Raw genomic sequence first — 14391 nt, 5'->3', positions numbered from 1 at the left:
GCGGAGGGCGGGGACGCGCCCACCGGCGCGGGGCGGAATCGACCCGGTGGGGTTTGTTTCTGCCGGTCAGGAAACTTTAGAACGGCAGTTGCAAACCCAGCTGGAACGCAAACTATCGCTGTCCACCGCGGAGATTGCCGATTTTGTGGCGAAAGCTTTTGCCTCCGGGGATGTGGTGTCGCCCTTAGGCATTGCCCTGACCCCAGACAGTAAACTTTTGGCGGGGCAACGCTACTACTTGCATCGAGTTGCCCCTGATGAGGGCGCTGCCTTACCGAAGCTGCAGGTGCTTTGGGAGGGCGAGGGGGCAATTGTAGTAAATAAACCCGCTAGCCTGGCAACGATTCCCCGCGGTTCTTGGGTTACCCGGTCAGTGGTGGTGGCTGCTCGCCGCCAATTCGGAAACGACGAAATAACCGCTGCGCACCGCCTAGATCGCCTCACTACCGGATGTTTATTGCTAACCCTAGATTCGAAGTATCGGGCGCGTTACCAGCAGCTATTTGACCGCCGGCAAGTAAAGAAAACCTACCTGGCGCGTAGCCGTGGCGGCGGCCGGGGAGAAGGAGTGGTTCCCCAGGTGGGGGAGAGTTTTGATTTCCAGCTTTCTATGTATAAGGAAACTGGCTCGCTGGCGGTGTCGATAGGAGCGCCCCCGATAGGTTCAAAAGTAGCGAGCTGCCAAAGCCGAACCCGCGCCCTCGTCCTCAGAAAATTCCCCCTCCCCGAAAAGACAGAAAAACTGGGGGGAGAGGGAAACGCAAACCCGGGCAACCCGGGACACGCGCCAGAAGAAGAACTGTTGTGGCAGTTAGAGCCAGAAACCGGGTTTACTCATCAGCTGCGCGCCACCTTGGCTCATTTCGGGTATCCCCTCGTAGGTGACCCCCTTTATCCGGAAGTTTTGCCCGCTTCTGCCCCAGAAAATATTGAGCCCCAGCTGTGCTTGCACGCCCAAGAACTGCAGTTTCCCGACCCAGGAAATCCTGCTACCACCGTAACCGTCACTGCCCCCGCTCCCACCTGGGCAAAAGGTGCCTTAAGCTGACTTCCGAATTGCTGAGATAGATAGGTGCACACCGCGCCTCACGGTAAACACGCAAGGAAAATACGCAAGAATTGCGTATTAACTATTGATAAAACACGCAAGAATTGCGTAAAATAGTTGCGTGTTACTAATTTTGACGCGATAATCCAAGAGGGAGGGGATGAGGGTGACCCTGAAGGAACTCCGTAAACAGAAGAAACTAACTCAGGTCGAATGTGCCTCCTACTTAGATATTCCGATTCGTACCTACCAAAATTACGAGAACGAAGAAAAGAAGAGAAAATCTTTAAAATACCAGTACATGATGGAGAAACTGGAGCGATATGGATACATCGATGAAGGACACGGAATCCTCACCATCGCAAAAATTGAGGAAATTTGTCGAAAAGTATTCGCCTCCTATGATGTAGAGTACTGCTATCTCTTTGGGTCCTATGCCAAGCGGAAAGCTAAACCGCAAAGTGATGTGGATTTGTTGATATCCACAGATATTTCCGGCATTAGGTTTTATGATTTGGCAGAATCCTTGCGGGAAGCGCTCAATAAGAAAGTGGATCTGTTAAAACTTGAGCAGCTGAAAGATAACCCTGAGTTGCTGAACGAAATACTGAGGGACGGCATTAAAATCTACGGATAATCCCAAGACGGTTTGGTGTCGCCAATTCCGGAACTGCTTCGTAACCTGAAGAGTCTGGCATGACGGATGGCGCGATAACCCGTAAGCTATAACCCATGCGAGAAAGGCTGCCGTTTTTATTTATCCAATGCCGTCCCGATGGTGATATTGCCCGCGACGAAAAGGAAACCATAGCGCAGGTAACCGGATTGACAGTCGGTGAAAGTTTGCGCACCCATCTTTTACTTGCCGAGCCGAACCTTGACCCTGTTCATAACCTGGATATTAAAAACAACTATTCAGGGCTGATAATCTCAGGGTCGCCTTTTGGGGCTGAAATCCAGCGCGACCTTGCTAAACCCGAGCATCTACATCTTCATGCCCGCCTAAGCGCGTTGGTGCGTTACCTGTTAGATAACGATTTTCCCACCTTAGGGTTATGTTACGGCTTGCAAATGCTGGCTTTAGCCAGCGGAACTGCGCTCACCGGTTTAACCGCCGAGGATTTGCAAGCCGTGGAAGTAACTTTAACCTCGGAGGGGCAGGCAGACCCGGTAACCGGACAGCTAGACCCGATAATTCGCGCCTATACCGGACACGCGGATTCACTGGCCGGAGTGCCATCGGGCGCAACTTTGCTAGCGAGTGGCGAACATTGCAAATGCCAAATAGTGCGTTTTGGAAAAAACATTTACGGCACCCAATTTCACCCCGAAATAACTACTGCGGGAATGAAAATCCGCATCGACCAATACGGGGACACCTATTATGAAGCCAGTGAAAAACAGGAAGTGATATCGCGCTGCATGACTCAAGATGTAACCAGCTCCCACCAGCTTTTATCCGCTTTTACTGAGCATTATCAGCGTTAGGAGGCTAACTATGGGGATAACTTTTGCAAAATCCGAACGTTCCACCCTCGGAGTCGAATGGGAACTACAGCTAATCGATAAAGACTCTTTTGACCTTCGCCAATGCGCTAGCACGATTTTGGAGGAAGTGGAGCGGCTTCACCCGGATAACGGGTTAGTACACCGAGAAATGCTGCTAAATACCGTAGAAATCATTTCGCGTCCTCGCCACAGGGTTCGTGACTGCGTAATAGATTTGATAGAGGGGATTAACCTGGTGCGACCGGTTACTTCGGCGTTGCGGGTAGAGCTAGCATCTGCCGGTTCCCACCCTTTCGCTAATCCCAGTTATCAGCAGGTTACCGATTCTAAACGTTATGAAGAGCTGGTAAACCGCACCCAATATTGGGGGCGACAAATGCTGCTATTTGGTACCCACGTGCATGTGGGGATAGAGAATCGCGATAAAGTTCTCCCCATCCAAAACTATTTGACCAGTAAACTTGGTCATATTCAGGCGTTATTTGCGTCCTCTCCCTATTGGGCAGGTCTTGACACTGGATACTGCGATAACCGCGCAATGGTGTTCCAGCAGCTCCCTACGGCGGGTCGTCCCTACCAATTCTTAGATTGGCGAGAGCTGGAAAACTATACCGATGGGATGCTAAAAACTGGGATTATCCGCTCTTTCGATGAGGTCAGATGGGATATTCGACCTTCCCCCAAGTTTGGCACCATTGAAGCGCGAGTAGCCGATGCCTCTTCCACTATTAAAGAGGTCGCCGCGGTGGCTGCTCTTACCCAATCCCTGGTAGAGACGGCTTCCCGCCAGCTTGATGCCGGTAAAGAGTTACCAGTTTTACCGGATTGGTTCGTGCGGGAGAACCGGTGGCGCGCTGCCCGCTACGGGATGGATGCGATTTTGATTGAGGACGAGCGGGGAGAAGAACGGCTCTTGACCGATTCTTTGCCGACTTGGTTAGAGCAGCTCTCACCTGCTGCCGAAGATTTAGGCTGTGCAGAGGAGCTCTGGTCAATCCGGGAAATGGTGAAACTCGGTGTCGGCTATCAGCGGCAACGCACCATTTTTGAACGCACCAATTCTTACGAGGCGGTAGTAGCTTTCTTAATAGCCGAAATGGAGGCCGGAGAGCCCTTAAATCCGGAATGTTTCGTAGATAAATCCCTGCATAAGAGCGGGGTCAAAGGCTGGAAGGTTCGCGCCCGCTAAGCGCGCGAATCCGCAAGCACAAAGGTTTGAAGAGGGCGCGGGAAAAGATACGAGAGGGGCTTGAGCCGAACTTGTTGAGGCTTACGAGGTTCCGGGGTGCTTTTCCCCCGCCCGGTTCTGAAATATCTCTGTGCTAATTACGCGTTAATAGCGTGGGCAATGATTTATGTGCACGTTAATTGCGCGAGGGAGAGTTTTTCCTCCTGCCCAAAAATTTGGAAAACGTAGCGTCGTTTTCCAAATTTTGCGCCCGCCTAGCCTGCTCGGATAAAACTCTCCCTCACGCATAGTTTTCGGGATGTCTTGCGCTATTCGCGCTACCGCTTAACTAGCAGTAAACATGTCATGGTCTACGTAGTTGCGCACCACCAGCCACGCGAGCATTAACACTACGGTCACCGAGGCAAACGCGATAATCGCTGCCGGTCCTAGTCCGCCCTCGAACCACATAAGCACAATCATTGCCCCCAAAACCGCTAATACCAGGTAGTTAGAGTAGGGTGCGAGAGGAACATGGAACTTGGGGCGTTCTAGACCAGTCTTCCGGCAGTGACGTACAAACAAGATATTTGAAATCATCACCGAGCCCCACATGGCACAAATCCCAATCCCGGCCATATTGGCAATCACATCAAAGGCTTCATTGGGGTAGAACAAATTCACCATCACCCCCACTAAGCCGATAGTGCCAGCAGCGATAATAGCCGCATAGGGAACCGCGTTCCGGTTCATACCGGACAAGAAACGAGGAGCAGACCCGGATACCGCCAGGGAACGCAGACCTCGTCCGCAAGTGTAAAGTTCTGCGTTGATAGCGCTAGCGGCAGCCAGCAATACCACCAGATTCATGATGTGACCAGCAGCGGGAATACCCAAGCCGCTAAAGAAAGTCACAAACGGCGACTCGTCACGTTTATATACGTTATAGGGCAACAGCAAAGTAAACAGGACGATACAGCCTACGTAGAACAACAGAATCCGCCACATCATCGAGTTAACTGCCCGCGGCATTTCTTTTTGGGGATTCTCGGCCTCACCGGCGGCAGCCCCCAAATATTCAGAGCCACCATAGGCGAACAAAATCCCTAAAGACAGGGTCACCATAGTGAAGGCGCCCTTGGGGAATAATCCTCCATGCTCGGTGATGGCGTGTAAACCGGGAGTGTAGCTGTGTCCCTTCACCGTTAAGGAAATCCCGAAAACAATCGCCACTACCGCCAAAATCATAAAGACCACAATCGCCACGACTTTAATCATCGCGAACCAAAACTCGAATTCGCCGAAGAATTTCACGCTGGCCAGATTGACAATCACCATTAATGCCAAGGCGATAAAAGCCCACGCCCATAAGGGGAGAACCTGGAAGGGCTTCCAATAATGCATATAGTTAGCGATTGCGGTGATATCCGCCATTAAAGCAGAAGAATAAGTAATAAAGGCAAACCATCCGGTGAAATAGGCGCCACGCTCGCCCATAAACTCGCGCGCGTGAGAAATAAATCCCCCGGAAGAGGGACGATACAGGCTAAGTTCTCCGAGGGCGCGAAGCATTAAATAAGCAATCCCACCGCAAATTGCGTAAACAATAGCAACTGACGGCCCCCCGTCAGCGATACGTCCCGATGCGCCATAAAACAGGCCGGACCCGATGGCCCCGCCCAGCGCAATCATGCGCATGTGGCGAGACTTTAACCCCTTGCGGTAGCCCTCATCGGATTTATCACGATGCGGGGTGCCGCTAATCGGTTTTTGAGTTTCGCTCATTAGTTTTCTCCTAAATAATTATCTTGATTACCAGATGGAATCTCTAGGGAGTATATGGGAGGTGAGCGGACAGGCTAGTTGGGCAGTCAGAATATGGAATCACAAACCTGTAAAACTTTTAGGTAAAACCTCTTCAGAGCACGGTAGACTAATAGGGTAACCGTGACTGGCGTAGGTGGGGTACCACCGGGGAGCAAGTTGTCTATCAGTCGCTCGCCTGGGCTGATCTGGCACTACATATAAGGAATAGTCAAATGGGAGATAACCTACTCATTCAATCGATTAGCGAAGTAGATCCAGAGATTGCGGCAGTTCTTGACCGTGAACTAGCACGCCAACGCGGCACTTTGGAAATGATTGCTTCGGAAAACTTTGTACCCCGCGCCGTGCTACAGGCGCAAGGATCCGTCCTCACCAATAAATATGCGGAAGGCTACCCGGGGCGGCGTTACTACGGGGGCTGCGAAGCAGTTGATGTGGCCGAGGAACTAGCACGCGATCGCGCCAAGGAAGTATTTTCTGCCGAGTTCGCTAATGTGCAGCCCCATTCGGGTGCGCAAGCCAATGCAGCAGTACTATCGGCACTGGCTAAGCCAGGGGACACCATTATGGGGCTGGCGCTAGATCACGGCGGTCACCTTACCCACGGTATGAAAATCAATTTCTCCGGTCAACTCTATAACGCCACCGCCTACCAGGTAGATAAAGAGAGCAACTGGGTGGATATGGATCAGGTGCGCGATGCGGCCTTAAAGTATCGTCCCAAAGTTATTATCGCGGGCTGGTCGGCATACCCCCGCCAGGAAGACTTCAAAGCCTTCCGGGAGATCGCGGACGAGATCGGAGCCTACCTGTGGACAGATATGGCGCACTTTGCGGGGCTGGTAGCTGCCGGTTTACACCCGAACCCGGTGCCGTATTCCGATGTGGTTTCCACCACCGTGCATAAGACTTTGGGCGGGCCGCGTTCCGGAATGATTTTGTCGCGTGACAAGGAACTCGGTAAGAAAATCAACTCGGCAGTGTTCCCCGGCCAGCAGGGCGGCCCGTTGATGCATGTAGTAGCGGCGAAAGCAGTCGCCATGAAGATCGCCGGCAGTGACGATTTCAAAGATCGACAAAAACGCACTTTAGAGGGCGCAAAGATTTTGGCTGACCGTCTTACCAAGTCGGATGTGGCGGATTGCGGGATTTCCTTACTAACTGGAGGAACCGATGTGCACCTGGTGATGGTGGATCTGCGTAACTCCCAGCTAGATGGGCAACAGGGCGAAGATTTGCTGCATGAAGCCGGAATTACCATTAACCGTAATACGGTGCCTTTCGATCCGCGTCCTCCCCGGGTAGGATCCGGGCTGCGGATTGGCACCCCGGCGCTTGCTACTCGCGGTTTCGGGAAGAAAGAGTTCACCGAGGTAGCGGAGATTATCGCCGGAGTGCTGGTGGAGGCTTGCCAGGGGCAAGTCGATACTGGCAGTTACCGGGAGCGGGTGCAAGCATTAATCGAGCGGTTCCCACTATATGTGGATTTAAATCAGCTGGCGTAAAGCTGACAGATAGCCAGATTGATAGCAACCAAGTTTGGGTGCGGGTAGGCTAGCGGTCTACCCGCACTCTTAACGGGGAGGGTATAGATGCGTAAAGGTTGGAGCGGGGACGCGATTTTACTGGATGGGGCGGCGCGGGCGCGGCAACTGAAAGAGGAAATGCGCGCACAGGTAGACAGGCTGCGCGCTCAAGGTATTAAACCTGGCTTAGGTACGATACTAATAGGCAGTGACCCGGGTTCGGTATCTTATGTGGCAGGTAAACACCGTGACTGTGCCGAGGTAGGTATCGAGTCGATTCGAGTGGAACTGCCAGATACGGTTTCGACTGCCCAGGTTTTAGCCGAGATTGAAAAGCTGAACGAGAATCCGGCTTGTACCGGGTATATTGTGCAGCTTCCGCTGCCTCGCCAGGTCGATGTTAATCGGGTTTTGGAAGCTATTGACCCTGATAAGGACGCTGACGGCTTGCACCCGATGAACCTGGGGCGGCTGGTGCTGCGCATTAAAGAACCGGTAACCTCCCCGCTGCCTTGCACTCCCAGAGCCTGTATAGATTTGTTGCAGCACTACCAAGTACCACTACAGGGCGCGCAGGTATGTGTAGTAGGGAGGGGAACCACAGTAGGACGTTCCCTGCCGCTCATGCTGACCCGCAAGGATATTAACGCCACTGTCACCTGTTGCCATACCGGTACTCGTGATTTAGCTACCCATACGCGCGCAGCGGATGTGATTGTTGCCTGCGCGGGAGCGGCGGGAATTATTAAACCCGAGATGGTCAAGGAGGGCGCAGCAGTCCTAGATGTCGGGGTATCTAGGGGGGCAGTTAATCCGGAAACCGGTAAGGCTCGCCTGGAGGGCGACGTGGCAGAGGGAGTTGATGAGGTTGCGGGCTGGCTTTCCCCCAACCCGGGAGGTATCGGCCCGATGACTAGGGCGAATCTATTGCTAAACGTGGTAGAGACCGCGATTCGTCAAGTATCCTAATAGCGGTTTTACCTATGCGTTTGAAAGGGTTTCCAATACGGCTAGCGGTGACGGCGATTACCTTGTCGTTGGCGCTTGCTGCCTGTGCGTCCTCCTCCAATACCAATGCCGCCCCGAAAGACAGGGCAAGTGCCCAGGTTAGCAAAGTTTTTTGTCTACTAGAAAAAAAGAATTCGCAAGATACTAGGGCAGCGGTTCTATCGAAAGCGATTGGGGATTTGCTGGCAAAACCCGAAAATAAAGGGGCAGTTAAATCTGTAAATATCAGTGTTGATAAAGCTGAGCAGATTGCCGGGAAACTTAGGGAAAATAGTTGCGCTAACGTTCTTTCCTTAGAGCCAAATTTTAGTGGGGAAGTGCTTAAAGTTGCGAAGAATCATCCCGATATTAACTTTGCAGTAATGGCTGCCGAGGGACAGCAGAAACTTGCCAATGTTAGGGGTATTGATTTTGATTTGCGCCAACCGGCATTTCTAGCTGGATATGCGGCTGCTGCGGTCACTAAGAGTGGAGAAATCGGCGCGGTTAGCAGCGTGAATAGTGCAGATACCAAGCAGGGAATAGATAATTCTGTCAGCGAAAACGCTACTAAGACTTGGGCTAATGCTTTCCGCCTGGGAGCTGAATACTATAACCAGTTCAAAGGTTCGGGAGTAAAACTTTCGGCTTGGGATAATAACGTAGGCGGACCGCTGCAAGTTGAGAGCGCAAAACTTCATGAACAGCTGCTTAAACTGGCAGAGCAGAAAATAGATGTTATTTTGGTGATTGCTCCGATTGGGGAATCCGCTTCCTTGGAGGGATTAGCCGGCAAAGATGCACTGGCGATTTGGAATGGGCAAGACGTGGCTGCGAACTCTGCTCAAGTGAAATCTAGCGTGTTTACCTCCACGGTTATTGATGCGAGCGGGTGTGCTAAAGAATTATTTGATCAGGCGAAAGCGGGCTGGATTGCCAGTAAAGATTATGTGGGTACGCTAAAGAACTCTGGGGTTAAACTGGCTGGTTTTGGCGATTACGATCCACTGATTTCCGATAGTTTAAGCGCTGAGCTGGCCGGGATTCGCAGTCAAATTGACAGCGGGAAAATAGATATCGCGAAACTTGCGGCTCACCAAGGGTGAGATAAGAGAAAAGATAAAGGGGAATTATGCTCAAGATTGCCACGGTTAATGTCAATGGGATACGGGCAGCGTTCCGTAAAGGAATGGACACTTGGTTAGAGCAGTCTGAGCCAGATGTGGTTTTGGCGCAAGAAGTGCGGGCTAGTGAAGAAATTACTCAGGAGCTATTTGGGGAAAACTGGCAGGTAGTGGTGAATGCTTCGCAGCTCAAAGGACGGGCGGGAGTAGCGGTTGCAATCAAGAAGTCTTGTGGCTGGCATCTGGAATCATCTCAAGCCGATACCGTACCGGTTACAGTGCCACAAGACAGCGGACGCTGGTTAGAAGCTGTTTTGGCTAGGGATGAAACCGGGGGTGGAGAGGACGAGCGGTTGCGGGTAATCTCCGCTTATTTTCATTCCGGGGAAGTGGGAACCGAAAAACAAGAGCATAAAATGGCGCATCTAGCGCGGATTGAGGAACGCTTAAAACAGTTGTGCTCTGCCTCCTCCTCGGATAATGATGGCTCTTTAGTTCTGGTGGCGGGGGATTTTAATGTGGTACATACCGAGCGAGATATAAAAAACTGGAAACCTAACCACAATAAACGCGCCGGAGTGTTAGACGAGGAAATCGCGTTCTTAAATCGCTGGCGCGAGCAGGGGTGGGTTGATGTGGTGCGTACCCTAGCCGGTCAGGTGCAAGGCCCGTATTCGTGGTGGTCGTGGCGGGGTAAAGCCTTTGATAACGATGCCGGGTGGCGTATCGACTATCACCTAGCTACCCCGCAGCTAGCCAGGTTGGCGCGTTCGCAGAGAATTGACCGCGCCGATGCCTATGATCAGCGTTTTTCTGACCATGCCCCGGTGGTTGTTGCCTATAGTCTCTAAGCTGTTTTGCGAAAATCCGCTTAGCCGGTCTAACAGTGTATAAACAGTGGGGGCGCGAGAGAATATTTCTCTCGCGCCCCACTTACGCTATGCGAACTAGCAGTCAGTGTAATCTCTAATTGCTAACGAACTGCCTTGTCGCTTGTTACTTACTGGCTTTGGGGTGGGTCATGTCAGCAACATTGAGGGCATTATCTAAATCTTCCTCACTGATTTCCCCGCGCTCAACAAATCCCAAATCTAGAGCCGATTCCTTGACCGTCATTTTCTCTTTCACCGCGTGCTTGGCGATTTTAGCGGCATTTTCATAGCCAATGTAACGGTTCAGCGGAGTCACAATCGAAGCCGAAGATTCTGCCAATTCTAGGCAGCGCTCTGGGTTAGCCACAATGCCGTCCACGCAGCGTTCTGCTAGCAGACCGGCTACCGCTCCCAGGCAGTTAATCGATTCTAGCAGGTCAATCGCCATTACCGGCAGCATTACTAAGAGGTCGAAGTTGCCTTGCGCACCCGCGAAAGCAATCGTCTGATCGTTGCCGATTACCTGGGCAGCCACCTGCACGGTTGCTTCCGGTAATACCGGGTTAATTTTCCCAGGCATAATCGAAGAACCGGGCTGCAAATCGGGCAAAGTGATTTCGCCGAGGCCGCAGCGCGGCCCAGAAGATGCCCAACGCAAATCGTTAGCAATCTTGACGAAAGAAACCGCTATCACTCGCAGCGCCCCCGACATTTCTACTAGGGAATCTTGCGCAGCTTGCGCCTCGAAATGGTTATCTGCCTGGCGGAATGGCAAATCCATATTTTCGGCGATTAGGGAAATCACCCGCTCGGAGAAACCCTCCGGAGTGTTAATCCCGGTACCGACGGCTGTGCCGCCTAAAGGCAGTTCTGCCAGGTTCTTTTCTGCGTCCTTTACCCGGTCAATGCCTTTGCGTACCTGCGCGGCGTAACCGGAGAATTCCTGTCCCAGCATAATCGGGGTGGCATCCATCAAGTGGGTGCGCCCCGCCTTGACGATGCTAGCGAACTCTTTAGCTTTCTTTTCTAGGCTGGTGGCCAGCTGATCTAGTTTCGGCAGTAGGGCGTGCGCAACAGCCTCATAAGCGGCGATATGAATCGAGGAGGGGAACACGTCATTAGAGGACTGGGAAGCGTTCACATGGTCATTGGGGTGAACTTTGCTGCCCTTAAAACCGGTGGCTAAAGTCGCGACCACTTCGTTGGTGTTCATATTCGAGGAGGTGCCGGATCCGGTTTGGAAAATATCAATCGGGAACTGGTCATTATGTTTACCAGCGATAACCTCTTCGGCGCCCTTAACGATTGCATCACGGGTTTTGGAATCGATTACCCCCAGCTCAGCGTTAGCAATTGCTGCTGCCCGCTTAATCTGTCCGAGAGCAGCAATATGGTGGCTGGAAAGAGTACGACCCGAGATTGGGAAATTCTCCACCGCCCGCTGGGTTTGAGCAGCATAGAGGGCGTTCTTGGGGACCCGGACTTCTCCCATAGTGTCATGTTCAATGCGATATTCTTCGCTCACGTGTAGCTCCTTTGACGATTGTGAAAAAAGGTTATTCAACCTCTAGCCTACCTGGGTTTAGCGGGAATAGTCCCGTCAAAAGCCGAGTAAAATCAACGTAAGATACGGCAAGTACCTTTCTAAGGCTCGCAACAGCTTAGACTGTAGCTAGGCGACAGAAAGCGGGAGCATTATGAGCAACGACGACTTTGACGGAAATCCTACCGAGTATCTGCCGGGGGGAGCGATGGCAAACGCCTATGTTCCGCGCGGACGCCAGGAGAACCGGCGTATTACCCGCCGTAGCGCGCAACCTTACCCCAACAGTGCTGAACAGCGGAAAATACCAGTACCTAATCCTCCCGCCGGTGCGCCCTCTGGAAATGACGACGTAAGCGCTTTAGCGGGGCAAAGCGTTACCGAAATTATCCCCCCAATTAATCCTTCAACAAATATCCATAGCGGCCAATTCTCGGCTACGCCCCCAGACGCCGCCGCTAACCAAAATCTAGACTCCCCAAACGCGCCCTATCTGGACAATAGGGGCGCACTTGCAGCCTCAGCGCCAGACCTTGCGGGAGCAACTCCGCAAGTTGAATCTTATCCTCAAGGTATTCCGCCCTCCTATAATCCGCAGATTGACCCGCAACAGCTACGGGAAGACCAAGAATACGAGGAAGAACGTGCCGATAAACGTCGGCTAGTAAAAGTTGCCGCCATTGTTAGCGCTATCGTTGCAGTGCTAGTGGGGGCAGTGGTGGTAGTTGCAATCAGCATTTCCTCTAAACAGATAGTGCCCAGCGAGCGGGAAAACACGCCCTCGCAAACCGTAACTACCAGTTCTTCCACCCCAGAAAATACCCGCAGCCAGCCCCAGACACAAGAGCCAACTACTAGCGAGCCTGAGCAAACTGAAACCCGCAGCCCCGAGCCAACAGCCACGAAAACTACCTACACCCCGCAACCTACTTCTGAAAAACCAAGCCCATCAGAGAACCCTCCCACCACAACCGAACAGCCTAGCGAGCAGCCTACCCCCGGCGAGAGCACCCCCCAAACAAAGTAAGAGGACGCGCCACCCTACCCAAGTGACTAAACGAAGGGTAAGGGTGAACGCGCCCTAAGGTTTGACGGTTTTACTTAGCGGCTTTACTGGCGCTAACCGCTGCCCCTACAATCCCGGCGGTATTGCGCAGTTCCGCCGGAACAATCGGGGTTTTAATATCCAATAGGGGTAAGAATTTCTCGTGTTTACGCGAGACACCCCCGCCTACTACAAATAAATCGGGACTAAACAGCTTCTCTAGTTCCTGGTAGTACCGGGTTAGGCGTTTCGCCCATTTCTTCCAACCCAAATCATCACGTTTACGCACCGAGGCAGCTGCCCGGCTTTCCGCGTCATGGCCATTAATCTCTACGTGACCGAGTTCAGTATTAGGAACTAACACCCCATCAATAAACAGGGCAGATCCAATCCCGGTTCCCAAGGTAGTGAAAATAGTAACCCCGGGCTGATCTTTGAAAACGCCGTATGCTTGTTCGGCAACCCCGGCAGAATCAGCATCATTTAGAACTGTAACTGTGCGCCCGAAAGCTTTAGAAAACACTTCCGCCGCATCGCAGCCCACCCATTCTTGACCCAGGTTAGCGATAAATGGAACTACCCCTCCTGGAAGGGGAGCCGGGAAACAAACCCCCACCGGCACGTCCTCGGACAAATCAAAATGCTTGAAAACCTCAAACGCGGTTTCGGAAATCGCCTCGGGGGTTGCCGGGTAAGGGGTTTCTATCCGGAAACGCTCGGCGGTAAATTCTCCAGTTTCTAAATCAACCGGGGCTCCTTTGATTCCAGAACCGCCGATATCGATACCAAACGCGATAGCCATTTATTACTCCTTGCTGGGCAGAGTCAGTATTTCTGCGCCGTATTCAGTTACCACAACGGTGTGTTCAAACTGGGCAGTCCGGGAACGATCCTTAGTTACTACTGTCCAGCCATTGTCCCACTGTTCCCATTCGATTGTACCCAAAGTGAGCATCGGTTCGATGGTAAATACCATTCCTGGTTCTAAAACCGTGTTGTAGGAGGGGGCGCAATCGTAGTGGGGGACAATCAGACCGGAATGGAAAGCCTCGCCCACCCCGTGACCGGTAAAGTCCCGCACCACCCCGTAGCTGAACCGTTTCGCGTAAGCCTCAATGACTCTCCCAATGATATTTAGCTCCCGACCCGGCTTTACCGCTTTAATCCCGCGCATCATGGCGTTACGGGTGCGTTCCATCAGTAGCTGGGATTCTTTATCCACCTGACCCACGCTAAACATGGCGCAGGTATCCCCGTGTACCCCGTCCTTGTAGGCGGTAATATCGACGTTCACAATATCTCCAGCTTGGAGCGGTTTATCATCGGGGATTCCATGGCAAATAACTTCATTCACCGAGGTACATAGAGATTTGGGGAAGCCCATATAGTCTAGGCAGGACGGATATGCTCCCTGAGAAATAAGGTATTCGTGGCCGATTCTATCTAGCTCATCCGTGGTTATTCCCGGGCGGATAGCTTTCCCCACGACGACGAGGGCGTCCGCGGCGATTTGTCCCGCAACCCGGATTTTTTCGATAGTTTCGGGAGATTTCGTATCCGAGGCTGTCACCACTTCGGGACCGTCATGGAAGAGATATTCGGGACGCTCGATTGCTTTGGGAACGCTCAATTTGGGGCTGATATTTCCCGGTTGTTGAGTTCCCAGGGGGGCGCGTTCGGCTAGTTGCTGGGGGGAAAATCCTTGATACTCGTTCATATTTCTATCCTAGTCGGAGGTAGGG

General features: G+C 52.3%; 13 protein-coding genes and 1 riboswitch. Of the genes, 9 read left to right on the top strand and 4 right to left on the bottom strand.

The genetic code is table 11. The features are described from left to right. The 4 genes from QZT94_RS03910 to QZT94_RS03895 all read left to right on the top strand — a co-directional run. Positions 1–1048, top strand: a 1048-nt coding sequence (locus QZT94_RS03910) for a pseudouridine synthase (protein ID WP_296773187.1), incomplete at its 5' end; no start/stop codon positions are given. Positions 1049–1214: 166 nt separating this feature from the next. Then, positions 1215–1685, top strand: a complete 471-nt coding sequence (locus QZT94_RS03905) for a nucleotidyltransferase domain-containing protein (RefSeq protein WP_270627187.1) — start codon at positions 1215–1217, stop codon at positions 1683–1685. A 95-nt stretch (positions 1686–1780) separates the two neighbouring features. Beyond that, positions 1781–2536, top strand: a complete 756-nt coding sequence (locus QZT94_RS03900) for a glutamine amidotransferase (RefSeq protein WP_296761350.1) — start codon at positions 1781–1783, stop codon at positions 2534–2536. Positions 2537–2546: 10 nt separating this feature from the next. Beyond that, positions 2547–3746 (top strand): glutamate--cysteine ligase, encoded by a 1200-nt coding sequence (locus QZT94_RS03895; RefSeq protein WP_296761352.1) that lies wholly within the window; start codon positions 2547–2549, stop codon positions 3744–3746. A 324-nt stretch (positions 3747–4070) separates the two neighbouring features. Here QZT94_RS03895 and QZT94_RS03890 read toward each other — a convergent pair whose 3' ends face one another. Beyond that, positions 4071–5510 carry an amino acid permease gene (locus tag QZT94_RS03890; protein WP_296761353.1) on the bottom strand — a complete coding sequence of 480 codons (1440 nt, stop codon included), beginning with the start codon at positions 5508–5510 and terminating at the stop codon, positions 4071–4073. 153 nt (positions 5511–5663) lie between these two features. Beyond that, positions 5664–5740, top strand: a riboswitch (ZMP/ZTP riboswitch). Positions 5741–5764: 24 nt separating this feature from the next. On the opposite strand from QZT94_RS03890, the gene glyA reads away from it, so the two are divergent. From glyA to QZT94_RS03870, 4 genes are all read left to right on the top strand, one after another. Then, entirely contained in the window at positions 5765–7057 is a 1293-nt protein-coding gene (gene glyA, locus QZT94_RS03885) for a serine hydroxymethyltransferase (RefSeq protein WP_296761355.1), read from the top strand. 87 nt (positions 7058–7144) lie between these two features. Beyond that, positions 7145–8047, top strand: coding sequence for a bifunctional methylenetetrahydrofolate dehydrogenase/methenyltetrahydrofolate cyclohydrolase (locus QZT94_RS03880; protein ID WP_296761356.1), 903 nt, complete (start codon positions 7145–7147; stop codon positions 8045–8047). 14 nt (positions 8048–8061) lie between these two features. Then, positions 8062–9171, top strand: coding sequence for a BMP family ABC transporter substrate-binding protein (locus QZT94_RS03875; RefSeq protein ID WP_296761358.1), 1110 nt, complete (start codon positions 8062–8064; stop codon positions 9169–9171). Between the two features lie 23 nt (positions 9172–9194). Then, entirely contained in the window at positions 9195–10040 is an 846-nt protein-coding gene (locus QZT94_RS03870) for an exodeoxyribonuclease III (protein ID WP_296761375.1), read from the top strand. A 145-nt stretch (positions 10041–10185) separates the two neighbouring features. Here QZT94_RS03870 and QZT94_RS03865 read toward each other — a convergent pair whose 3' ends face one another. Beyond that, positions 10186–11586, bottom strand: coding sequence for a class II fumarate hydratase (locus QZT94_RS03865; protein ID WP_296773185.1), 1401 nt, complete (start codon positions 11584–11586; stop codon positions 10186–10188). A 172-nt stretch (positions 11587–11758) separates the two neighbouring features. Here QZT94_RS03865 and QZT94_RS03860 point away from each other — a divergent pair, with 172 nt between their 5' ends. After that, the gene (locus tag QZT94_RS03860) at positions 11759–12631 is read left to right on the top strand and encodes a hypothetical protein (RefSeq protein WP_296773184.1); all 873 of its coding nucleotides are present in this window, start codon (positions 11759–11761) and stop codon (positions 12629–12631) included. A 70-nt stretch (positions 12632–12701) separates the two neighbouring features. Here QZT94_RS03860 and ppgK read toward each other — a convergent pair whose 3' ends face one another. Both ppgK and map read right to left on the bottom strand, forming a co-directional pair. Next, complete coding sequence (gene ppgK / locus QZT94_RS03855; protein WP_296761362.1) at positions 12702–13451, bottom strand: polyphosphate--glucose phosphotransferase; 750 nt, start codon at positions 13449–13451, stop codon at positions 12702–12704. Positions 13452–13454: 3 nt separating this feature from the next. After that, on the bottom strand, positions 13455–14366 hold the full coding sequence (map, locus tag QZT94_RS03850) for a type I methionyl aminopeptidase (RefSeq protein WP_296773182.1): 912 nt from the start codon (positions 14364–14366) through the stop codon (positions 13455–13457). Positions 14367–14391 lie beyond the last annotated feature (25 nt).

Source organism: Varibaculum sp., assembly GCF_008661855.1.
In the GTDB taxonomy this organism is placed as follows: Bacteria; Actinomycetota; Actinomycetes; order Actinomycetales; family Actinomycetaceae; genus Varibaculum; species Varibaculum timonense_A.
This window is presented reverse-complemented; position numbering and strand designations above follow the sequence as displayed.

Coding starts and splice junctions, on each gene's coding strand:
- QZT94_RS03900 (WP_296761350.1), top strand. CDS start 1,781: ATGCGAGAAAGGCTGCCGTTTTTATTTATCCAATGCCGTCCCGATGGT.
- QZT94_RS03895 (WP_296761352.1), top strand. CDS start 2,547: ATGGGGATAACTTTTGCAAAATCCGAACGTTCCACCCTCGGAGTCGAA.
- QZT94_RS03890 (WP_296761353.1), bottom strand. CDS start 5,510: ATGAGCGAAACTCAAAAACCGATTAGCGGCACCCCGCATCGTGATAAA.
- glyA (WP_296761355.1), top strand. CDS start 5,765: ATGGGAGATAACCTACTCATTCAATCGATTAGCGAAGTAGATCCAGAG.
- QZT94_RS03880 (WP_296761356.1), top strand. CDS start 7,145: ATGCGTAAAGGTTGGAGCGGGGACGCGATTTTACTGGATGGGGCGGCG.
- QZT94_RS03875 (WP_296761358.1), top strand. CDS start 8,062: ATGCGTTTGAAAGGGTTTCCAATACGGCTAGCGGTGACGGCGATTACC.
- QZT94_RS03860 (WP_296773184.1), top strand. CDS start 11,759: ATGAGCAACGACGACTTTGACGGAAATCCTACCGAGTATCTGCCGGGG.
- ppgK (WP_296761362.1), bottom strand. CDS start 13,451: ATGGCTATCGCGTTTGGTATCGATATCGGCGGTTCTGGAATCAAAGGA.
- map (WP_296773182.1), bottom strand. CDS start 14,366: ATGAACGAGTATCAAGGATTTTCCCCCCAGCAACTAGCCGAACGCGCC.